We start from the raw sequence: 23,905 nt of genomic DNA, 5'->3' as shown, positions 1-23,905 counted from the left end.
CTTTCCTATCTTTCGTCACTCACAACAATTGTGATATGACTTGTTCTTTTCAAGATTTCATAAGCTCTACCATGAGCTCTTGGTCTAAAACGTTTTAATGTTGGTCCTTCGTTAACGAAGATTGTTTTTACAAATAATTGGTCAGCTTCCATACCATTGTTGTTAACAGCATTGGCAACAGCTGAGTTTAATAACTTTAATACTGGTTCTGAAGATCTTTTATCTTGGTTTTGAAGAATTGCTACAGCATCTGAGATTTTTTTGCTTCTAATTGAGTCGGTTACTAGTCTAACTTTTCTTGGTGCGATTCTAATCATTGTTAATTTTGCTTTTGCTTCCATAGCTTACAAATACCTCTTAATGACTATTTTTTCTTTTTCTTATCGTCACCATGTCCACCAAACTTACGTGTTGGTGAAAATTCTCCTAGTTTGTGACCAACCATATCCTCAGTTACATAAACTGGAATAAAATCTTTACCGTTGTATACTCCAAATGTGTGACCTACAAAGTTTGGGAAAATTGTAGACCTACGTGATCAGGTTTTAATTGTTTCTTTTTTATCCCCAGCAGCTTCAACTTTTTTCATTAAGTGGTCATCTGCAAATGGACCTTTTTTTATTGATCTTGACATCTAATGTTCCCCCTATTTACTTGCTTTTCTTCTTCTAACAATTAATTTTGTAGAAGCTTTCTTTTTATCACGAGTTTTAACCCCAAGAGCTTTTTTACCTCATGGTGTTAATGGCGCTTTACGCCCAATTGGAGCACGTCCTTCTCCCCCTCCATGAGGGTGATCAATTGGGTTCATAACTGAACCACGAACAGTGGGACGGATTCCTCTTCAACGGTTTCTTCCAGCTTTACCTCAGTTAATTAAGCTGTATTCTTCATTTCCAACTTCACCGATTGTTGCATAACATTCGGCAAGTACTTTTCTAACTTCTCCTGAACCAAGACGTAAAGTAACATACTTTCCATCTTCATCTTTTGCTAAAATTTGCACTGAACTACCTGCACTACGTGCAATTTGTCCACCTTTTCCTGGTTTTAATTCCACATTGTGAATCAAAGTACCTTCTGGAATACTTCTTAATGGTGCAGCATTACCAATTTTGATATCTGCAGTTTCAGAAGCAATGATTTCTTGTCCTACTTGCATTCCTTTTGCAAATAAGATGTATCTTTTTTCTCCATCAATGTAATTTACAAGTGAGATAAATGAGTTTCTGTTTGGATCATACTCAATTGTAGCAATTTTACCAACAATATCTCTTTTATTACGTTTGAAGTCAATGATACGATATTTTCTTTTATGTCCTCCACCTTTGTGGCGAGTAGTAATTTGACCGTGATTATTCCTTCCAGCCTTTTCATTAATTTTTCCTAATAATGAAGCTTCTGGCTTAGAAGTCGTAAGGACACTATAATCTAAACTAGTCATATTTCTGCGACCATTTGTCGTAGGTTTATACTTCTTGATTGGCATAATTATCCTCCTGTTTTTCGCCTTTCTTCATGACTTACACTAATTTATGCTTGTCAGCATCTCTCTATAAGTCAGATAAAATATCTAGTGATTCTCCATCTTTTAATACAATGATGGCTTTTTTATATGCATTAGTTTTCCCAACATATTTTCCCATTCTTTTTTCTTTTCCGTCATAGTTCATTGTTCTCACAGTTTTAACTTTAACTTGAAAAATTTCTTCGAATGTTTTTTTAATTTGGGTTTTATTGACTTTTCTATCAACAATGAAAGTGTATGCACCATTTTGTTGACCTGCATAAGTTTTTTCAGTCAATAATGGTTTTTTAATAACTTCTGTTAAATGCATTATGCATACACCTCCTCAATACGATTAACTGCTTCTAATGTAACTACTAATTTAGTAGCATTCATTAAATCAAAAATATTCATTTTTTGGAAATCAAGTGTTTTTACACCAGGAATGTTTCCTGCAGATTTTACAACCACTTCTTCATGATCTCTTGTCACGATTAATGTTTTTTGATTATCAATTTTTACATTTTTCATAACCTCTAACATTTCTTTTGTTGATGGTTTTGAAAATGCAAATTTGTCTAATATTACTAAGTTTTGTTCTTTAGCTTTAATACTCAAGACACTTCTAATTGCAAGTTGTCTTACTTTTTTATTGACAGCTTTTTTATAATTGATGTTTGGGGTTGGCCCAAAGGCAACTCCTCCACCTCTTCATTGCGGAGCTCTAATTGAACCCTGACGAGCACGTCCAGTACCCTTTTGTCTTCAAGGTTTTCTCCCTCCACCACGAACTTCTGATCTAGTTTTTGTTTTTCTTGTTCCTTGTCTTAATGCTGCTTGTTGAGATACTACAGTGTCATAAATTGCTTGTTCATGTGGTTCAATCCCTCATACTTTATCATTTAAAGTAATTTCTTTTACAGATGAACCTTTAACATCTAAAACTTGTGCTTTCATGCAATTTACCTCCAAGATTATCCATTGTTTTCTGTAGTTGTTGCTTCAACAGGTGCTTGGCTAGGGGCTTCAACAGGTGCTGAATTTCTAACCAATAATTTAACAGCTTCTTTGGCTGCAATTCCTTTAACATTTTGTTTTAGAACTACAAACCCTTTTCTTGGACCCGGAACTGATCCTTTAACTAAAACTAAATTTCTTTCACTATCAATCTTAATAATTTCTAAGTTTTGAATTGTCACTTTTTCATGCCCCATGTGACCAGGCATTTTTTTTGATTTGAAGATTCTATTAATAATAGCTCCCATTGATCCAATACCTCTGTGGTATCCTGAACCATGACCCATAGGTCCTCTTGAGTAGTTATGTCTTTTAATAGATCCTGCAAATCCTTTACCCTTCGAAATTCCTGTAACATCGACAAATTCACCAGCGTTGAATACGTCGGCTGCATTAATTACTGCACCTGTTTCGTATCCGCTCATATCTCTGATTTCTTTTACGAAGCGCTTAGGTTCAGAGTTTGCTTTTTTGAAATTTCCCATTTCTGGTTTATTCATTAAGTTCACTCTTTTATCAATAGTTCCTAGTTTCAAGGCAGTATAACCATCTTTTTCAACTGATTTTACTTGTAAAACTGTATTTGGTTCCACAGCAATAACAGTGATTGGAATTAGTTTACCTTTTTCACTAAAAATTTGTGTCATCTCTAACTTACGTCCTAAGATTCCTTTCATGTGATACTTCCTCCTGAATATGATAATCATGTATACTTTGTTAAAAAACTATAGTTTGATTTCGATATTTACACCTGAAGGCAATTGCACTCTTTGTAAAATGTCCATTGTCTTAGCTGTAGGTTCTACGATTTCAAGTATTCTTTTGTGTGTTCTCATTTCAAATTGCTCTCTACTATCTTTGTATTTGTGAGTAGCTCTCAAAATGGTAATGATTTGTTTTTCTGTTGGTAATGGTATTGGTCCACGAACCTTTGCTCCAGTTGACTCAGCTGCTTCAATAATTTTAGCAATTGATTGGTCAACAATAGCATGATCGTAACCTTTTAATTTGATTTTAATTTTTTGTTGAGCCATTTGGTCCTCCTTACACATTGACAACCCCTTTTAGCGTGTTGTCTTTATAGACACAAAATATACATGCCATTCCATTATCACACAAAATAAAAAGCATTTCAATAAGAAATGCTCTTTTTTTTAAATATTTTCTTGCCAGATTATGGACTTTGCTGACTGGCTTTTAAACAATTTTCCCTTGAGCAAAGGTATTATTTCCTCCACCTTTAACACTAAATTCTTTAGTATTTTTAAAGATATCAATTGCCTTGTGTTGCTCAGCAATGTTTGGCGAAACACCAACTGCATATAATTTTGCACTAGGATTTGCTATTCTTACAATTAGTGAATCATATTGATTTTGGTAAAAGTCAATTAAAGCCTTTATTTCTTTCATCTCTAGCTCCCCAGTATTTAAGTCAATTTCTTGAATATCCCCAAAACTTACTGGTTTAATAGTTTTGAAATTTGCAATTTTTTGCTCAATTAATTGATCATCCACTTCTTTTTGATAAAGTTTGAAATCATTTTTTAATTCATTAACTAATACTTTAATTAAAGCTAAGTTATCTTTTGTAAGTGGAAGATTTTGAATTTTACTAATTTTATCTGCAATTACAATATTTGGCTTCAATTCCTTAAAACTGTCATATTTTTCAACAATGCTTTTAATTTCATGGTGTTGTTTATTAAATTGGGTGCTCAAATAGGCCTCAACTTCTTTATGACTTGTAACAGCGTGAAAACGATAAATTCCACTACCTTTTGATTCAACATCAGTTACCAATAAATCTTCAATGTCTTTAGTATTGGCAACATGTGTTCCTCCACATAGTTCACATGAATAAGTTCCAAATTTTACTACTCTAACTTCAGCATCATATTTTTCAGCGAAAAGAGCCAAAGCATTGTGTTTGTTTATAGCCTCATCTAGTGAACAATAAATAATTTCTCTTGGAATGGCTTGTTGAATATGTTTTTCAACTGAGTCATGAATTTGGTGAATTTCTTCATGGGTTGGCATTCGGTTAAAAGTTATGTCAATTCTTAATTCATCTTCATTATTAAAACTTCCACATTGTAAAGCACTTTCTCCTAACACTTCCCGAATTCCTGATTGTAAAATATGTGTTCCTGAATGGTTTTTCATAGTGTAGTATCTTTTTTCTTCATCAATTTGTGCCACAACTTGGTCACCACAACTTAATGTTCCATTGACCTGCACCTTATGAATGTGTTGTTTGTTTGGTCCTTGTTGAACATCAATGACTGGATGATGGTTTCCAGTGCTGTCAATCAGCACCCCAGTATCTGCTGCTTGCCCACCTTTTTCTGCATAAAATGGGGTTTGAGCTAAGGTCACAAATACTACTTGGTTGGTAACTTTTTTTGCTTCAAGGTCATCAATAAACATAAAGTTAACTTTTGTTTCACATTTTTCTGTTTCATAACCAACAAACTCACTTGGGACTTGTAATTTTGTTAGAATAGCAGATTGTTTATTTCAGGCTTTATCATCTTTACGAGAACTTCTAGCTAACTCCTTAGTTTCTTCAAGAAGTTTTACAAATCCATCAACATCAACTTTAACATTATTTTCAAAAGCGATTTCGCTGGTTAATTCAATTGGGAAACCAAATGATTCAAACAATAGCAGAGCATTTTTTGCAGTCACTTTTTTTTCTTTACTAATTATATTTTCAAGGTGTTCATACCCTTTAGATAGGGTTTTTAAGAAGCGATTTTCTTCGATTTCAATTATCTCTTTTACCATATTAGCTTTATCAACTATATAGGGATAAAATTCACTCATAGCTTGAATAACTGCATCAACTAATTTATACAAGAAAGCACCTTGGATGTCTAGTTTACGTCCATAAACACTGCTGCGGCGAATTAGACGACGAATGATATAACCTCGATCTTTATTCCCAGGATAGACTCCATCACTAATTGCAAAAGTCACAGCACGAACATGGTCAGCAATGACTTTAAATGCAGTGTTGATTTTAGTTTGTTCAGCATTTGGTTGAGAGTAATTTTCAATACTATACTTAAATTTATTTTGACATAATTCTTCAGTTTTTTTAATTGTAGGGAAGAATAAATCAGTTTCAAAATTTGTTGGGGCATCTTGGAAAATTGAAGCAATTCTCTCTAAACCTGCACCAGTATCAATATTTTTTCTTGGTAATTCAGAATAATTATTCTTACCATCATTATTAAACTGTGAAAAAACTATATTTCAAATTTCAATATATCTATCATTTTCGATATCGTCTTTTAGGAGCTTGGGACCAATTTTTTGAGGATCTCATTTTTCACCTCGGTCAAAGAAGATTTCAGTATTTGGACCACAAGGTCCTTGACCCACATCTCAGAAATTTGTTTCCCTTGTTCCCTTGAAAATGTGGTCAGCTGCAATTCCAATTTCCTTAGTTCAAATGTCATATGCATCTTTGTCATCTTCAAAAACAGTTATATATAATAAATTCCTGTCAATTCCAAATCACTTTTGATCTGTCAACAATTCTCATGCCATTTCAATTGCTTCTTTTTTAAAATAATCGCCAATTGAAAAATTACCTAGCATTTCGAACATAGTTTGATGGCGGGCAGTGACTCCAACATTTTCTATATCATTTGTTCTAATTGATTTTTGTGAATTAGTCAACCTTGGAGATGGTGGATTTTTCCTCCCGTCAAAATATGGTTTTAGGGTTGCAACTCCTGAGTTAATTCACAACAAACTTGGATCATCAACTGGCACTAAGCTGACTGGTTCTAAAAAATAGTGATCATGTGCCTTAAAAAAGTCTAACCACATTCTTCTAATCTCATTTGTTGATAATTTTTTCATAATAAATCTCCTTAAAATAACAAGTTAATTTTATCACAATCATTTGCTTGCAAATAAATATTTAAATTTTAAATTTTTATAAATCGAAAAAGTGCTCTTATCGCAAAAGTAGAATCTCAAATTGGATAATTGCCTTAGACTTTCTTTGCACAGAGCACTTTTTTTTGGGGGCTAGTTTTTTGGGTTTTTAAAAATCATTGATAAATTTCATATATTATTCATATAGAACTTCTATTGATAAAAGAATTTAATTTTTTTTAGATATTAACAAATCATTTTCTTCTTCTTAATCTAAAAATTTTTAAGTACAAAAAAATACAAGCATTCTTGTATTTTTCAGATTAATAATTTATTGGTTTTCCATTTTGAAGTGCTTCTGCAGCTTCACCAATTGCTTCACTTAAAGTAGGGTGTGGATGCACAGAGTGTGCTAGCTCAGTTATTGTACCTTCACATTCCATTACTGCAGTTATTTCAGAAATCATATCAGTTGCAGTGTTTGCAATAATGTGTGCTCCTAAGATTTGTTTGTACTTTGGCTCACAGATTAACTTAACAAACCCTGTGGTATTTCCATCAGCCAATGCTTTACCAATTGCTGCAAATGGGAATTTGTAAGTTTGATATTCAACACCATTCTTTTTCAACTCATCTTCAGTTTTTCCAACATATGCCACTTCTGGATGAGTGTAAACACAACTTGGTACACGGTCATAATGCATTTGCATATCTTCAGCTTTTTCAATTTGTAAACGTCTTGCGATATGATTAGCAGCAATAATTCCCTGATGAGAGGCCACATGGGCTAACATCATTCTTCCGGTAACATCGCCAATGGCATAAACTCCATCCAAGTTTGATTCACAATATTCATTAACTTCAATGTGGCCTCTTTGATTTATTTTTAAACCAATGTCTTCAAAACCTGTGGTTACAGTTTTTCGTCCCACAGATTGCAAACAATAATCTGCAGTAATAGTATTAGTTTTACCATCTTTTTCATAAATAACACTATTACCCTTAAATTCCTTAGTTGATGCTTCAGTAATAATTTCAAGATTACCTCTGTTTAAAAGTTCTTTCACCATTTCTTTTGAAACGTCACTGTCTAACATTTCTAAAATTGTTGGTAAAAATTGCAGAATAGTAACTTTTACTCCCAATCTTTTATATAGACAAGCAAACTCAACTCCAATAATTCCTCCCCCAATAATCACTAAACTTTTAGGAATTTTTGGAAGGGATAATGCACCAGTTGAATAAATTAAGAAACCACTTGCAACTGCTTCTTTGCTTCCTGGAAGGTCTAAACTATTTGGCAAGCTTCCAGTTGCAATAATTAAATTATTGCAAGTATATTTTTGTCCTTTAACTTCAATTGTGTTTTTATCAAGAGCTTTTGCAGCTCCATCAATGGTTGTGATTTTATTCTTTTTCAAAAGTCCTTTGACTCCATTAGTTAATTTTCCCACAACATCTTTTTTACGTGCTTGAATTTTTTCTCAATCAGCCTTGACACCAGTTGAGTCAACTATAATTCCATACTTATCAGCAGATTTAATGATTTGCTCATATAAGTCAGCAGATTTTAAAAGTGTTTTAGTTGGGATACATCCAACATTTAAACAAACTCCTCCATAGTATTCTTTTTCAACAACTAATGTTTTTAACCCAAATTGAGCACAACGAATTGCCCCAACATAACCTCCAACTCCAGCTCCAACCACAATTACATCATAATGTTTTTCTGGATCTGGGGCATTGAATTTTGGTGCTGGTTTCAGATTTGAACTAGTTCCAACTTTTATTCCTGGACCAAGTGGGTTATTTAAAACTGCAGTTACTTGTTCAAAAATTTTATCTTTTTGAGGAATTTCTCTTTTACGACCTCTTTGAATTAAATCATTTGAAACAGGAGTTGATCCAACAACTGAAGCATTTTCTTCAACTGGTTCACTAGTTGAAGTTTTGCCATCCTCAATTTCAACAACCACATCTCCAACTTTAATTTCTTGTCCTTGTTTAATTAAGATTTTTGCGATTTTTCCATCTGTTGGAGCTGGGATATCTGAAGTCATTTTGTCTGTTTCAACATGAAATAAAGGATCCCCCATTTTAACTTGGTCACCAATTTTAACAAAGACTTCTTGAACTGTACCTTCGGTTAGTCCTTCACCAATATCTGCAAATTTTACTTTATACATAAATATTCCTACTTTCTATTTATATTAATAGCATTGCTGGTTTTTTTAACAACTCAGCAACCTTTTGCATAAAACGACCAGCATCAGCGCCATCAATTATGCGGTGATCTGCAGTCATTGAAAATGGCATCATGTCTCGTGGCATTAATTGTCCATTAATGTAAACTGGAATTGTTGTAATTGTTCCAAGTCCTAAAATTGCAGCTTCTGGAAAATTAATAATTGGGGTTGCATAATCTAGACCTACCGATCCAAAGTTAGTGATTGTAAAGGTTGCCCCAACCATTTCATTCACTGCTAATTTTTTGCTTCTAGCTTTATTTGCTAGTTCATTAATTTTTACAGCAATTTGTAAAACTGATAATTTATCTGCTCCTTTAATCACTGGAACCAATAATCCTTCAGGTGTATCACAAGCCATCCCTATATTAATTTGTTCAGCAATTGCAATACTGTTTGTGTCTTTGTCAATTCGACAATTGATATTTGGCATTTCTTTTAAAACTAATGCTGACGCTTTAATAATAAAAGCCAGATAAGTTAATTTGACATTTTGACTTTCAGCAAAGTCTTTTAGTTGAGTTCTTAATTGAACTAATTCTGTTACATCAACATTTCTTAATCCAGTAAATCCAGCAACTTCACTGTGAGATTTTTGCATTGCTTTAACTGTAGCTTTACGAATTGAATTCATTGGTTTGTTAATAAATGTTAAAGGTTCATTAATAACTGGGACTGTAATTTTTGGATTATTATAGTCTGCACTACTTTTTGGTGAACTTGAAATTGTTTTAAGTTCACCAACCTGATTTGTTGGTTGGGTTTTAAAACTTTGCACATCTATTGTTAGAATTCTTCCATTTGGTCCACTTGGAGTCACTAATTTTAAATCAACACCCAAAGTAGCAGCAACTTTTCTAGCCAATGGAGATGCTTTAATAACATTTGTGGCAACTGAACTTGTAGGGTTTGGTGAAGTTGGCCTTGCAATCAAATCATTTGAAACAGGAGTTGACCCAACAACTGAAGCATTTTCTTCAACTGGAACACTTGTTGAGGTTTTGCCATCCTCAATTTCAACAACCACATCTCCAACTTTAATTTCTTGTCCTTGTTTAATTAAAATTTTTGCAATTTTTCCATCTGTTGGAGCTGGGATATCTGAAGTCATTTTGTCTGTTTCAACATGAAATAAAGGATCCCCCATTTTAACTTGGTCACCAATTTTAACAAAGACTTCTTGAACTGTACCTTCAGTTAGTCCTTCACCAATATCTGCAAATTTTACTTTATACATAAATATTCCTACTTTCTTACATATTAAAATTTAAAATTGATAATCTCTTCAAGTTTTGCAAAGATTTTTGTAGGGTTAACTTGATGATAACCTTCTCCTGAATCAAATGGAATCACAATATCATAACCTGTTACACGAGCTAGTGGTGCTTTTAAATATTCAAAACACTCTTCAGTAACTGAGGCCATTATTTCAGCAGCAACTGAAAATGAGCGAACAGCTTCATGAACTACTAACAATCTTCCTGTTTTTTTAACAGATTCAAAAACCATTTGACGATCTCAAGGTTTAATTGTTCTTAGGTCAATTAGTTCAACACTAAGATCTGGGTGTTTTTCTTCAAATTGTTCAATAGCTTTTTGACAATCAACAGTTTGTGCCCCATAAGTCACAACTGTGATATCATTACCTTCAAAAATTTTAAAACCTTCTCCAATTGGAACTGTGTAAAACCCATCTGGCACTTCTTGTTTGAAAGCACGATAAAGTTTTGTTGGTTCTAAAACAATAACTGGATCTGGTGATTCAATAGCTGCCAAAATTAATCCCTTGGTATCATATGGTGTTGATGGACAAACAACTTTTATTCCAGGAGTGTGAGCATAGATTACTTCCATAGCTTCAGAGTGTAATTCTAAGGCTCTAATTCCTCCGCCCATAGGGGTACGAATAACAATGGGAGCTGGATATTTACCTCGAGTTCTGTTTCTCATTCTGCCCATGTGTCCCAAAATATTTTGTAGTGAAGCTCACCCTAAACCTTGAAATTGTAATTCAACAACTGGTTTTAAACCATTCAAAGCCATTCCTAAAGCAGCCCCAATGTAAATTGCTTCACTAATTGGAGCATCAAAACAACGTTCTTCTCCATATTTTTTTTGCAAACCTTCAGTTGCTCGAAAAACTCCACCTTCAAAACCAACATCTTCTCCATAAACTACAACTTCATTTCATTTTTCCATTGCCACATCAAGAGCATCTGTGACTGCTTTAATGTTATTTAACTGTTTCATTAGTGGTGTCCTCCTTTGGCATTTGGGTTTGCTGCAAAAAATGCTGCAGCTTCTTGATATTGTGCTTCTAACTCTGGGGTTTTAGTTTCATAAAGATAATTAAAGACATCTTCTAATGGATAATCTTTGTGAGCTTCAGCATAATCAAATTCTTGACGAATAAACAAGTCTTGCTCTTCATCAAGAGCTGTTTGTTTTTTTTCAGTTCAGAGTTTTTTGTCAATTAAATATTTTTTCATTCTAATTAATGGATCTTTTGTCAAAGCTTCTTCATATTCTGGTTTTGGTCGATAAATATCAGGATTATCAGATGATGAATGAGCTCCAAGTCTATATGTATCAAATTCAATTAAGACTGGGCCATTACCTTGACGAGCAAATTCAATAGCCTCACTGGCAACTGCATAACTTGCTAAAAAATCATTACCGTCAACCTTGATTCCAGGAATGCCCACAGCAATTCCTTTAACGGCAACATTTAATGATTTTGTGGATTTAGCATATGGAGTTGAAATTGCTCATTTGTTGTTTTCACAAATAAAGACAACTGGAAGTTCATGCAGTTTGGCAAAGTTCATTGATTCATAAACTTCACCTTCACTCATACCTCCGTCACCAGTTGATGTTAATGCAACTCCATTTGTTTTTTTATATTTTTCTGCAAAAGCAATCCCCACTGCTTGAGAATATTGACTCCCAATAATAATATTTGGTGGTAAGAGGTTAACTCCTTGAGGAGATTGACCTCCAAACTCATTTCCCATTCAATACATCATAATGTTGTGCATTGGCATTCCAGCAGTTAATCAAGCTGCATTGTTACGATAACCTGGTGCTAATCAATCTTGTCCTTTGACCATAGCCAAAGCATAGGCAACCTCACAAGCTTCTTGTCCAGTTGAAGATAAAAATGATAATAAACGCCCCTGTCTTTGGGCTTTATTTTGAAAATCATCTTGTCTTCTTGATAAATTCATCAATTTGTAAGCTTCAATTAATTGTTTATCTGAAATTTTTGGTAAAAGTTTTTCATCAATTACTTTACCGTCAACATCTAAAATTCTGACAACTTGGTCTTTTTGTGGATCAAATTTATTTATATATTTCATTGCTACCTCCTATTGGATAATTAAATCCAAAATTTCTTGGACAGTAAATTCTGCACCAAAGATTGTTTTAATATCTACGTTTTCTAAAACTGTTTTTATGGGTAAAACTTGATAAGTCACTCCAATCAGCTTAGCTTCTAATGGTTCAGTTCCTCCATAACCTAAAAAGTCCCCATAAATTTTGCAATCATTTATCACTCCATCAATAACATTCAAGTAAACTTCAACACTGCCTTTACCTTCAAGTCTTTGGTTGTTTTGATAAGTAAAGGTTGCATTTTTTTTAAATGTTCAATCAGGGTTTTGATACTTTTCTTGATAAATTTTTTCAATTGCTTGTAAATCTTCTGGTTCTAATTTTAAATCACTAACACTTTTATTTTCTTGATAAGTTTTTATTAGAGCTGTGATAAATTCAGCAATTGTAATTGGTTTGCTAATTTCTGCATTTATATTAGTGACCCTAGCAGTGATTGATTCAATGTTCTTTGAAAGAATTTTTGCTTTATCTACTGTTAGGTATTTTACTAATTTATCTAGATTTGCATTAAACAAAATGGTTCCATGTTGGAGAAATCTATTCTGATACTTTCACATAGCATTACCTGAAATTTTTTTACCATTTAAGACTATATCATTACGTCCAGAAAATTGAGCTGGGATTTGCATTTGGTTCAGTGTAGTAATAATTGGTTCTAACATTTTTTCAAACATTGCTACCCCATTGTTTTCTGAATCAGTATAAATAATACTAAAATTTAAATTTCCTAAGTCATGAAAAACTGTACCTCCACCTGTGTTCCTTCTGATGACAGCGACATCATCAAGGTTAGCATTTTGTAAATTTATTTCTTTAGCAGCATTTTGATTTCTGCCCACCACAATTGTGTTGTGGTTTTGTCATAAAAATAAAATTGGTTCTTTAAATTTTTCACAAACTGTTAAATATTCTTCAGTTGCTAAATTGTATTTTGGATCTGTGCAATCAACTTTGTAAACTAACACCTTTTCACCTCTAATCCATTTACATTGATTATATGTTAACGTTTTTAAAAATGTTGTTGTTTCCACCACAAAATATAACTTGAAAAATTTTTTCTATTATGACACAATTAAGTATAGAATATAATTAAAGTGAACGAGGAGAAAATATGAAATTACAACATTTAAATAAAAGAAGGTTAATTCTAGTTGATTTAGACGGAACTGCTTTAATGTCAAATGGTGAACAAATTCACCCAGATACAAATGCTGCTCTAATTAAAGCTACCCAAGATGGACACATAGTTTGTGTCATTACAGGAAGACCTCACAGGGCCAGCATTAGGTTCTACCGTGAATTAGGGATTAACACTTTACTTTCAAACTTTGATGGGGCTCATATTCATGACCCTTTAAAAAGAAAATTTAAAAGAATTGTCCTACCAATTAATGAAGATGTAGTTCAAGACATCATCAACAATCCAATAATTATTAAGTCAAAAAAGAATCTTTTATTAGAATCTCACAATAAAGCTATTGTTCAAGAAAAAGATGAATTTATTGAAAGATTCTTTCACCTTGATGATGTTGAAGGTGATGAATACTTCATTGCAGATCCTTACAAAGAATGAGAAGGTCCTGCCACAAATGTGGTGCTGTTATTAAAAGATGATTCTTATAAAGATGATGTTTTTAGACAATTAGAAAAATTTAAACACTCAATTAAAATTCAATCTGGTAATGTTTATGGTTATGATAACAAAAACTCAGTTTCAATGATTACTTTAACAAACAAAATTGTTAATAAAGGCTTTGTGGCTGAAATTTTAGCACAATACTATAACAAAGATATTCGTGATGTTATTGCTTTTGGAGATCAACTAAATGATTTTGAAATGATTAAAAATGTTGGTTATGGAGTTGCTATGAAAAATGGTAGTGATGAACTAAAAAAAGTAGCTTCTGGAATTACCAATAAAACTAATAATGAAGGTGGAGTTGGTGAATACCTAACTCGCTTACTTGCCGGAGAAGAGGTTTAATCAAAATATCTACCACAAACCACAATTGTGGTTTTTTTATAATTCTTTTAAGTATTTACTGTAAAAAAACCTATATGTGTACTAAAATAATAGTAGTTAGTGAGGCTATTATGGAGAAAAAATATTGATGAAAAATTAGCACCAAGTTAACATTAGCAATATTACCATTGTGTGGGATCTTGATTTTTTTAATTGGTCAATCCACTGAATTGTTCAAAGATAGCACCGCTTATTGAACTAGACTATTAAAATGAGGTCAAGTGAATGATGCTGGTGAAAAAGTTTCTTGAGCTAGTGAAACCTATTTTAATAAACTAATTTCATTAGGAGTTGGAGGAAAGTTACTTTATCTATTTTGTAGAAATTTTATACCTTTAACTACAGTTGCCAATATTGTGGCCTCTGCCTTTTGGATAAATTCAGCTAAAAATCAAAAAAGTGAAGGTCAAGGTAAATTTGACAACTATCTTGTAGCAATTATTATTTTCTCAACTGTGTTTTGGGTTTCGGCTTTATATAATTTTTCAAACATTTTTACATCAGCTGTTTCAAACATGGTTTGATACAACTATTTTGCTTGAACCCTACTTCATGGTTTCCCTCAATTAGTTGGAATTATCTATCTAGTTTGTTTTTATCAAAAGTATGAAATTCCTTTAGAATCAAAGCAAGTTTGAAAATTGTGAGGTTTTTCACTAATTCCCTTATTTGGCTATTTAACTTTCTTTATGTTAAGTGGAATGTTTTTTCAGGTTACTAACTTATTTCCATTTTTTGGAGATATGTCAGGAACTGGTCATTATCCTTATGACTTTATTGATTTATTTCACAAAAAAGGCAACTACGCTGCAGCATTAGGATTACCAATTAACAATGCCACACAATTGCTGATTATTTACTTATTCTTTTTATTGACTCAATCGCTTTATTTTGTAATTATGTACTTTCCAGCTCGTCACCAATTTCTTAAAAAGAATCCTCAGTTGAAAAAAATCAACGAACAATTAGCTTAATTTTTAAACAAAACCAACAGTTAAAACTGTTGGTTTTTATCTAAGTAATAATTGTTTTAACTCTTGAACTAGGTTTTTGATTTCTTCAATCAATGGAGCATAAGTTTTTGGATCAGTAAAATCTACTCCACATTGTTTTAAAATTTCTAATGGTGGTTGACTACCTCCAGCTTTAACTAGCTGAATAATTGTTTGTTTTCCATTTTTAAAATCATTATATAATTTAAAACTTGCTACAAGATCTAATGCATATTTATAAACATAAAATGGTGATTCAAAAAAATGAGAAACATAGGCTCAGTGATAAACTTCTCGTTTTTTATCATCAAATAAATCATATCCATATTGATTTTCAATGTTTTTGTACAATTCCATAAGAATATCTGCAGTTAAGGGTAGCTGTTCTTGAACAAGTTTGTGAACTTGATACTCAAATTCAGCGAATTGAATTTGACGATAAAAGGTTGAAATCATGTCAAAAACTCTCTGTTGCAATAAATAGATTTTTTCTGAGTCAGAATTGGTATGTTTTAATAAGTAATCAAACAAAATGTGCTCACTAAAAGTTGATGACACCTCTGCTAAAATGATTGGATAATCATTTAAAGGGAACTTATTATTTTTATCAGCAAACAAGGTATGAACTGAATGTCCAACTTCATGTGCTAAAGTGCTTACCGAACTTAATTTATCATCTCAATTCATTAAAATCACAGGATCATGATTTTGGGCCCCAGTTGAATAGGCACCACTAACTTTGTTTGGGTTCTCAATATAGTCAATATTTCCAACTTTGAGTGCTATATCTAAATAGGTTTGATATTCTTCACCCAAAACTTGCAAAGCTTCTCTAACTATTTTTTTACCTTCAGGAATTGAGTATTTCTTTGAAAAATCCCTGACCAACTTTAATTCCCTATCAGTTGAATTAAAAGTTTTTAAGCCATGGTAGTTTTTAATTAATAAATAATAATCTTTTAATGGTTGAATATTTTGTTTGCCAATTTCTAACAATTTTTCATAAACCTCAGTTGGTACCAAATCATCATTTAATTTCATTTCTAGTGCTGATTGAAAATTGCGAATTAATGCTGTTTCATAATGTTCTGCTAAAATTCCTTCATAAATCTTTGTGAAACTAAACTTATTTTTAAAATAACCATTAAAAAATAAATTATAAACTTCTCTTCGCAATTTTTGATCTTTGTGGGGATCAGAGTCTTCACAAATCTTTTTATAAAAAGTATTGTCAACCACTATATTCTTACCTTGAAATTTAAAAGTAGCCTGGGTTTTATCAGCATAAGCCAAGGTTTGATAAATCTCTTGTGAATTTTGACGACTTTTAGCAACTATACTTAACAATTTTTCACTATCAGCACTTAAATAATGCTTTTTATTGGCAAACAAAATTTTAAAGTTATTAAAATACTGACTCTGTTTTGAAGCTTTGACTCATTCTAAAACTTGCTCAGAATCCAATGCCAAAATTTCAGGCTCAAGAAAACTTAAATCTCTCTCAACTTTATGAACTGTGTTTCTAAAAATTGCATCATATTTTTGAAATGTTATTTGAGTTTGGTCAACATCTAATTGACGCATAAATAAATTCAGTCTCGAGAAAAACTGATTGGCTTCAAAGTCCAAGTTTAAATAAGTTTGAAAATCATGTTGGTTACTTAATTTCCCTTCTAGGTTTTTTATTTTTTTATTGGCATCAACATATAGTTGTAAGTCCTTCTCTCACTCACTTATGTTTGAATACAATCTTGAAAAATCTCAAGAATACTCTTTGCTATTTAATTTTTCACTCATATGCTTATTATACTTGTTTTTTACAAGGTTAATAATTATTTACAACAAAAAAATTGTTCAACCAAGTTGAACAATTTTTAAATTTACTTTTTGTTTTTTTGTGCTTTTTTATCTTTTTTTTGATTATTTACTTTCTCATCATGATGTTTTGAGTTAACATTAATTTTATCAACCATTTTATCAGTATCAACTTTAACTTTTGTTGAATGTTTCTCATAAATATCAATAATCTTTTCAGCAGTTTTATCAAAATCTGCATTATAAACTTGGTTACCATTATCAATTATTGAAAGTTTATTAATGTTTTCTTGTAATTCATCAATAATGTGACTTGTGATTAGTATTCCAACTCCTTTTTTGGCAAGGAATTTGATTACCTCCATGAATTCCAATCTAGCCTTAACATCTAGGTTGGCTGTTGGTTCATCTAAGAAAATATAATCAGGTTTACTTACTAAAGTTATAATTAACAGCATTTTTTTCTGCATTCCAGCTGATAAATCTTTAAATGACTTATGACGATAATTTGATAAACCAAATTTTTCAAGTAAAGTTCTGAAACGTTCTTTTGCTAATGCCCTTTTTACTCCAGCAATTTTTGCATCAAGCATACAATATTCTTGAACATTTATTCCTTTTGGATAAATACTTTGATCTGGAAAGAAAGCGATTCTTTTCAAACCAAGATTCTTTTTAACATCCACTCCATCAAGTAAGATTTCACCTTCATCTTTGCGGTATTCACCAAAAACTGCTTTAATTAAAGTTGATTTTCCAGCACCATTATCTCCAACAAAACCATAAATATCTCCAGGCATAATTTTTAATGAAACATTACGAACACCAGATTTGGTCCCCTTAATACGGTTATCAAAAATTTTTGAAACATTTTTAATTTCTAACATCTTACTCAGCTCCTTTTTTATAAATATTTCTGCTGTATGGTAAGTAAGCTAATAAAGTTAGTAGAATACCAACAGCAATGAAACCAAAGTAGATTAATTGAACTTTAACTGGTCTTGATCTAACTTCCATACTTAAATCTTTAATATTAGTTTCTTTTACTGGACCACTTGAATGATCAATGCTATCTGGGTTACCACCTTTATATTTAATGTTTGGAGTTGCAAAGTTACCTGCTGGTAAAATTGAATTTGAAATTCCAAAGTCATCATAGTAGAAATCTTCTTTACCTGAGAGTAAGGTCATTGTGAAGAAATAAGTGAATGGATTAAAAGTCATCATAAAGATTGTTTTTTCTAAACCTTCAAGATCATTTTTACTAGTAACTCCAGGAGCTTTCATCACCATGCCAATTGTACCATTAATAAGTACTGTGCTTGGTAAAGTGTTTGAAAATCTACTTATTGCTTCAATATTTTTAGAGACCTCAGGTTCAATTTCTTCAATTTTTTCCCTTCCAGCATCAGATAAGCTGAAATTTTGCTCTCGATCTTGTTCATCATCGTCATCTCTTGATGAAACTTTAATTAATTGTTTATATGATAAAAAAGAGTCACTTCTTGGTGATATAATATTTAGTCCAAACTTAAATTGTTTTTGAAGAATTTCTTTTAGACTATTCAAATTCTCTTCAAGATTAGTATCAGTTGGGAACAATTTAACAAGTTCAGTATTATTCATATTGATTTTTTCATTAAGGACTGCACCAAATTGTTTTTCACCATTATAATTTGAAGTAGTTTTGTTCATATATCATGATTGTTTTGCAAGAGTAGCTTTTTCATTTTGATCTGTGCTTGTAAAACCAATTGCATTGATAAATTTTAAGTAAAGGTTGTTCTCTAATTTCTCTCTAATTTTTTGAACTAAAGTACGTCCATCATCATCAAATGAATCAGGTTGATCATTTAAGCGAACAGTCACACCACTATCATCAAAGAGTGGGAATGTTTTAACATAGTCTGCTGCTAGTTTCACCACTGAGTCATCGCCTTCTAAGATTCTAGTTGCAAGTTCAAGAAATGAGTTATATCTAACTGGATAATTACTATGAATACTTCCAAAAAAATCAGTAATTGGATAAATGAAATATTTTAAACCAGGTTCTGCTTCTAAGTCTAGAGCTCTAGCAAGGTTTGAATCAGGTTTGATTTCTAAATAAAGCAACCCACGTTCACCACCACTAGCAAGACCTCTAATTGCATCAAGATACTCAATATTACTTTTGCGCAGTAAAGTATAAAAATTATTATTGGTTTTGTTGGTTTTTTCTTGCTCAATCAGTTTCATAGCATTATAAGTTACTAAATTATCACCCTGACTAAATGAAGACAATGTACTAAACAAATAAAAGATTGGACTTAATACTCAATATAGTGATGAAAAAATACCAACAATTCAACCAAGTGGTAAAATTGCTTTTAGCCTAAAACTCATTGTTGTTACTAAAATTACAAAACCTGAGAATAGAATATCAAATGGAATTAAGGCTAAAATTCCATAGACATAACCATCTAAATACAGGTCATAACCAAGTGGTTTAATAACATGTAAAAAAATGATAAATTGTGAAAATGATAAGGCAATAAAACTAAATGTGATTACTTTTGCTGCAAAGAAACGTGTATAAAGAATTATTCATTTATATGCTCCTCTTCTTACCATTAAACCTTGGATTCCAGTGTTGCTGTCAACAACATAACTTGTACCTGTGGCAAAAACATTATAAAAAACTAAATAAATGACTGAAAGCATTATCGTCATAGTGTATGCCAATTTTATTCCCCAAATTCCACTAATAAAGGTTGCGAACACAACATTAAGGGCAAAAATTAAGATAATCATAAATGGGATCCCAATGAAAACTGCTTTGGTTTTTAATGTTCTAAGTAAATTAAAACTAGATATTGTTAATAAATCTTTCATATTTCTCCCTCCTAATTATAGATATAATCAACAATGTCTTGGGCATTGACTGATTTACCTGTAGTCACTTTCTTATAAATATCTGCAACTCTTTGGGTTTTGTTATCAAAAGCATTGTTATAAACTTGAACTCCATTTTCAATGATGGTTAGTTTATTAATACTTTCTTGCAGCTCATCGATGATATGACTGGTGATTAGTATCCCAATTCCTTTTTCTGCTAATTTCATAATAATGTTGATGAACTCAATTCTTGATTGAACATCTAAGTTAGCAGTCGGTTCATCTAAAAAGATGTATTGAGGATCTGTCACTAAGGTTACTGCCAGTAAGGCTTTCTTTTGCATTCCGGCAGATAATTCTCGGAATTTTTTGTTCATATTGTCCCCTAAATCAAGTGAAGCCAATAAATTAGCAAATTTTTCTAAGGCAACTTTTGGTTTCATTCCAGCGAGTTCTGAATCCATTAAACAAAATTCCTTTAAAGATAAGTCTTTAGGGAAAACACTTTGATCTGGGAAATAACTAATTCTTTGTAAATTATCACCAGTATAAATTGAATTTTTATCAATTTCAACTGTCCCGCCATCTCTTTTGTATTCACCAAAAACTGCTTTAATTAAGGTTGATTTACCTGCACCATTATCTCCAACTAAACCATAAATGTCTCCTGGTTTAATTGCAATGCTAAAGTTTAACACACCTTTTTGATCTTTTGATAAGACTTTTTGATTTTCAATGTCACTTTTTTTACTAGGAAATAATTTTGTAACTTTTAAAATTTCTAACATAATTACACCTCACTTATGTTTCTAACTTTTCTTCTTGAAAACATTCAGTAACTTAATCCTAGTAAAATTAATGAACTTCCAATTCAGCTAATGTAATTGATAACGATAGGTAATGGTTTTCTAGCAAAAACTAAATTCTTGTTCCCATTACTATCTTCTTCTAAAATTGGTAAATAACGATTTGCCAGTGGTATTAATTGTGAACCAGATTGAATAATGCTACTATCATAATCTGACTTACCTGAGTAAAGAACCATATTGTAAAAATTGGCAAAGGGATTTGCAAAATCATTGATATTTAAAAGTTTGTTTTTGAATTCTCTTGTTGTTCCATCATCATATGTAGCAGGACCTGATAATATGATACTAAAGATGTTTCCTAAAACCAATCTTGAAGAAGCAGAATATTTTGAATCACCTGCTCAGCTTTCAAATTTTAAATCGTAGTCGTAAGATTTATGATATGAGCGGTCATATTCATCACCATCAACTTGAAAAGTACTGTCTTGCTCATAGTATTTTTTAAATGTGTTTTGGTAAAGATAGTGACTTTTTAAAATTGCTACAATTTCTTTCAACTCATCTTCGTACATTTTTTTATTATTAGCTTCTAAAAATAGTTTTAAAAACTCATTTTTAGAGCTGATATTATCTAGTACCGCTTCATATTGGTCATCACCTGAAAAGCTTTGACGAGTTTGACTGCCAAAGTATGAATCTTTATGAAGCTTGATTTTAGCATTCCCTTCTGGTTGGATTGCTATGCTTTTAACAAAATTTATTAAAAAGTTATTTTTAAGTAGATTGTAATAGCAAGTGCTACCACAAGAGTCTCCATAATTAGTAAAATAAAAACCCAAATTTGAATCCTCATCCAAGTAAACAAGGTCACCTAAAAAATGTTTCATAAAATCACTTAGAGGTGAAAGACTACCTCCAGTTGCTTGCTCTGATAATTCTAAAATCATTCCTCCCTTAGTCAGGGCTCACTCATTATAATTAGAAAATATAAAATTGTTATTTGAATAAATTGGGCGATAAAATGTTTCCTCATTTTTTACAACTCTAATTTTTAAACCGCCAATAAAACTTGAAATATTATCAGTTGAATAAATACTATCGCTGTACTCTCTTTCTGATTTAAATAATTTATTTAAATCACCATCAAGCAATCCGCTAGCAAGTCCATCTGGGTATTTTTTTCTTAATTCATACAACCTGTAGACACGTCCAGTATCAAATTGGTCTTGATTAGAAAATAGACCACCAATTGCAGTTGGTAGACCAGCAAATAGTCAAAAGCAAGACATAACAGTTATAAAAATTCATGTAAATGGAATTGATTTTTTGTTACTATATGTTGCTGTTGCGAAAAAATAAGTCATCCCTGAAATTACAAACTCCAAAGGAAACAAAGCAAATATCCCAACAGATAATGTTGTTAAAACATAATAAATATTTAAAACTCCAAAAATTTCTGCTAAAGATATATACATTAAATAAACTAAAATGATGTAAGATCAAGTTATTGTTTTAATTGCTAAAAACTTTGAAAAGAAAATAACTGGATCTTTAACACCACGACGTGATTGAATACTTTCAACGCCCCCGTGTTTATCACTGATAATTGTTCTTGTAATGTTATTGACATTGTATATAGTCAAAAATATTGAAGATAAAACTATAGTCAATGAGATTGATAATACTGGCATATGCATTTTGGTAAAGAAAAGAAACATTAATATATTGACAAATAATGTTAGTCCAAAAACAGCACAACATGCTATGATATTAAATTTATTTCTATAAAATTTCTGTAAATTATTCTTATAAATTACGTAAAAACTTCTCATTCAACCAACCCTCCAAATTATCTAAAATTATGTATAAATTAATCTAAAGGATTTATTTTAACAATTCAAACATTGTTCTTGTCATTGGAGCTCTTCCACGTTTACTTTGATCAGCAGTTGAGGCAATATCTAAATGAATGTATTGTTTTTTCTCTGCAAATGAGTCTAAAAATGCAGCTGCAGTTGAAGAACCTGCTTGTCTTCCTGGTTCAGAGTTAACTAAATCAGCAATTTTTGAACATTTCATTGCTTTTAAATGTCCTTCAATTAACGGTTGTCTTCAAATTGGTTCTTGTGCTTTTAAAGCAGCTGTAACAAATTCACTGTAGAATTCATCTGAACTTGAAAAAGTTCCTGTAAATCATTTTCCTAAAGCAATATCAATTGCTCCTGTTAATGTAGCTACAGTTATTACTCTTTCTGCTTTTTGATTATGCACTGCATAAGTAATACCATCTGCAAGAACCAATCTTCCTTCAGCATCTGTATTGGTGATTTCTACTGTTTGACCATTCATTGATTTAACAATTGATTCAGTTAAAGTAGCAGTACCCCCAATTCTGTTGTCAGTTAGTAAACCAATTCCAACAACATTACATTTTGCTTTTGCTTTTGCTAAGGCCATCACTGTTGCACTTACAATTGCAGCACCTGACATGTCAAATTTCATGTTTTCTAAGAAATTTGATGGTTTTAGGTTATATCCCCCAGTGTCAAAGGTAATTCCCTTTCCAACAAGAGCAGTTTTTTTAGCTTTAGGGTCACCAGTGTATTCCAATACTACAAGTCTTGGTTCTACATTTGATCCAGCATTAACTGCTAAAAATAAGCCCATGTCTAGGTCTTGAATTTGTTTTTTGTTTAAAATTGAAATTTTAACATCAGCAACTGTTTTTGCTTTTGTTTCAATTCTGTTTGCGATCTCAACTGATGTACCTACATTTGGTGGTAAATCTTGTAAGTCACGTGCAAAGTTTACAAATTCCAATTTAATTTCTGAGTTTTTCAATAGATCTTGATATTTTGCATCAAAACCTAAATCAAATTGTTTTTCTGTAGTTTCTTTAACTTTCATTTCAATTTGTTTATGTGCTGCAAACATAACTGTTTCAACAACAGCTTGAAAAGCAGCATTTTTGTCTTTAAATAAGGCTACAAATGAATCTACATCAATGTTCAGATTATATTTTGTTGCTATGATATAGTTTTCAATTGTGCTTTTTAAATCTTCACAACAATCTGTCACCTCAATACAAAGATAAATAGTTTTTTCACTTGAAATTAAAGTTGCCACACCTGGTTCTAAAATAACCAATGGATCAACTTTTGAGTCTTTTGAAATTGCTTTTAAAGTAATTTCATTGTTTTTTTTATTAATAGTAATCATTAGTAATTACTCTCCCTTCAATATACCTACTAATTCTACCACTAATTTTTGTTGTTGCTTTTTTAAGATTAAAAAAGTTTTTAATTTTCATAAATGCTAAAAATATGATAAAA

At 31.5% G+C, this 23,905-nt stretch carries 21 protein-coding genes; 2 read left to right on the top strand and 19 right to left on the bottom strand.

Going from position 1 to position 23,905, the window contains the following annotated elements; translation table 4 throughout:
* Positions 1–5: 5 nt before the first annotated feature.
* The 13 genes from rplV to lplA all read right to left on the bottom strand — a co-directional run bounded on the left by rplV (position 6) and on the right by lplA (position 13,025).
* Positions 6–341 carry a 50S ribosomal protein L22 gene (gene rplV / locus SCLAR_RS00975; protein WP_100254089.1) on the bottom strand — a complete coding sequence of 112 codons (336 nt, stop codon included), beginning with the start codon at positions 339–341 and terminating at the stop codon, positions 6–8.
* Between the two features lie 23 nt (positions 342–364).
* On the bottom strand, positions 365–634 hold the full coding sequence (rpsS, locus tag SCLAR_RS00970) for a 30S ribosomal protein S19 (protein ID WP_100254088.1): 270 nt from the start codon (positions 632–634) through the stop codon (positions 365–367).
* Positions 635–646: 12 nt separating this feature from the next.
* Entirely contained in the window at positions 647–1,489 is an 843-nt protein-coding gene (gene rplB, locus SCLAR_RS00965) for a 50S ribosomal protein L2 (RefSeq protein ID WP_100254087.1), read from the bottom strand.
* 64 nt (positions 1,490–1,553) lie between these two features.
* Positions 1,554–1,838 (bottom strand): 50S ribosomal protein L23, encoded by a 285-nt coding sequence (gene rplW / locus SCLAR_RS00960; RefSeq protein ID WP_100254086.1) that lies wholly within the window; start codon positions 1,836–1,838, stop codon positions 1,554–1,556.
* Positions 1,838–2,464 (bottom strand): 50S ribosomal protein L4, encoded by a 627-nt coding sequence (rplD, locus tag SCLAR_RS00955; protein ID WP_100254085.1) that lies wholly within the window; start codon positions 2,462–2,464, stop codon positions 1,838–1,840. The genes rplW and rplD overlap by 1 nt, the downstream gene beginning before the upstream one ends.
* A gap of 17 nt (positions 2,465–2,481) precedes the next feature.
* On the bottom strand, positions 2,482–3,201 hold the full coding sequence (rplC, locus tag SCLAR_RS00950) for a 50S ribosomal protein L3 (RefSeq protein ID WP_100254084.1): 720 nt from the start codon (positions 3,199–3,201) through the stop codon (positions 2,482–2,484).
* 48 nt (positions 3,202–3,249) lie between these two features.
* Entirely contained in the window at positions 3,250–3,558 is a 309-nt protein-coding gene (rpsJ, locus tag SCLAR_RS00945; protein WP_100254083.1) for a 30S ribosomal protein S10, read from the bottom strand.
* A gap of 163 nt (positions 3,559–3,721) precedes the next feature.
* Complete coding sequence (gene alaS / locus SCLAR_RS00940) at positions 3,722–6,397, bottom strand: alanine--tRNA ligase (RefSeq protein ID WP_100254082.1); 2,676 nt, start codon at positions 6,395–6,397, stop codon at positions 3,722–3,724.
* Positions 6,398–6,738: 341 nt separating this feature from the next.
* Positions 6,739–8,601: a dihydrolipoyl dehydrogenase gene (lpdA, locus tag SCLAR_RS00935; RefSeq protein ID WP_100254081.1), complete on the bottom strand. Its 1,863-nt coding sequence runs from the start codon at positions 8,599–8,601 to the stop codon at positions 6,739–6,741.
* 19 nt (positions 8,602–8,620) lie between these two features.
* Positions 8,621–9,898, bottom strand: a complete 1,278-nt coding sequence (locus SCLAR_RS00930; protein WP_100254080.1) for a dihydrolipoamide acetyltransferase family protein — start codon at positions 9,896–9,898, stop codon at positions 8,621–8,623.
* 23 nt (positions 9,899–9,921) lie between these two features.
* A complete protein-coding gene (locus tag SCLAR_RS00925) occupies positions 9,922–10,911 on the bottom strand; it encodes an alpha-ketoacid dehydrogenase subunit beta (protein WP_100254079.1) in 990 nt (329 codons plus the stop codon).
* Positions 10,911–12,020 (bottom strand): pyruvate dehydrogenase (acetyl-transferring) E1 component subunit alpha, encoded by a 1,110-nt coding sequence (gene pdhA, locus SCLAR_RS00920; RefSeq protein WP_100254078.1) that lies wholly within the window; start codon positions 12,018–12,020, stop codon positions 10,911–10,913. The genes SCLAR_RS00925 and pdhA overlap by 1 nt, the downstream gene beginning before the upstream one ends.
* 9 nt (positions 12,021–12,029) lie before the next feature.
* On the bottom strand, positions 12,030–13,025 hold the full coding sequence (gene lplA, locus SCLAR_RS00915; RefSeq protein WP_146637306.1) for a lipoate--protein ligase: 996 nt from the start codon (positions 13,023–13,025) through the stop codon (positions 12,030–12,032).
* A 146-nt stretch (positions 13,026–13,171) separates the two neighbouring features.
* Between lplA and SCLAR_RS00910 the strand changes: the two genes are divergently transcribed.
* The gene (locus tag SCLAR_RS00910) at positions 13,172–14,044 is read left to right on the top strand and encodes an HAD-IIB family hydrolase (RefSeq protein ID WP_100254076.1); all 873 of its coding nucleotides are present in this window, start codon (positions 13,172–13,174) and stop codon (positions 14,042–14,044) included.
* Positions 14,045–14,154: 110 nt separating this feature from the next.
* Positions 14,155–15,057: a hypothetical protein gene (locus SCLAR_RS00905; RefSeq protein ID WP_100254075.1), complete on the top strand. Its 903-nt coding sequence runs from the start codon at positions 14,155–14,157 to the stop codon at positions 15,055–15,057.
* Between the two features lie 36 nt (positions 15,058–15,093).
* Here the strand turns inward: SCLAR_RS00905 and pepF are convergent, their stop codons facing one another.
* The 6 genes from pepF to SCLAR_RS00875 form a co-directional block, all read right to left on the bottom strand.
* Complete coding sequence (gene pepF, locus SCLAR_RS00900; protein WP_100254074.1) at positions 15,094–16,872, bottom strand: oligoendopeptidase F; 1,779 nt, start codon at positions 16,870–16,872, stop codon at positions 15,094–15,096.
* 83 nt (positions 16,873–16,955) lie between these two features.
* Positions 16,956–17,777 carry an ABC transporter ATP-binding protein gene (locus SCLAR_RS00895; RefSeq protein ID WP_100254073.1) on the bottom strand — a complete coding sequence of 274 codons (822 nt, stop codon included), beginning with the start codon at positions 17,775–17,777 and terminating at the stop codon, positions 16,956–16,958.
* A 1-nt stretch (position 17,778) separates the two neighbouring features.
* Positions 17,779–19,761, bottom strand: coding sequence for an MFS transporter (locus SCLAR_RS00890; protein WP_100254072.1), 1,983 nt, complete (start codon positions 19,759–19,761; stop codon positions 17,779–17,781).
* Positions 19,762–19,772: 11 nt separating this feature from the next.
* Positions 19,773–20,552 carry an ABC transporter ATP-binding protein gene (locus tag SCLAR_RS00885; protein ID WP_100254071.1) on the bottom strand — a complete coding sequence of 260 codons (780 nt, stop codon included), beginning with the start codon at positions 20,550–20,552 and terminating at the stop codon, positions 19,773–19,775.
* A 2-nt stretch (positions 20,553–20,554) separates the two neighbouring features.
* Positions 20,555–22,405, bottom strand: a complete 1,851-nt coding sequence (locus tag SCLAR_RS00880; RefSeq protein WP_100254070.1) for an ABC transporter permease — start codon at positions 22,403–22,405, stop codon at positions 20,555–20,557.
* 52 nt (positions 22,406–22,457) lie between these two features.
* Complete coding sequence (locus SCLAR_RS00875; protein WP_100254069.1) at positions 22,458–23,792, bottom strand: M17 family metallopeptidase; 1,335 nt, start codon at positions 23,790–23,792, stop codon at positions 22,458–22,460.
* Positions 23,793–23,905: the final 113 nt, after the last annotated feature.

Source organism: Spiroplasma clarkii (genome assembly GCF_002795265.1).
Lineage (GTDB): Bacteria > Bacillota_I > Bacilli_A > Mycoplasmatales > Mycoplasmataceae > Spiroplasma_A > Spiroplasma_A clarkii.
This window is presented reverse-complemented; position numbering and strand designations above follow the sequence as displayed.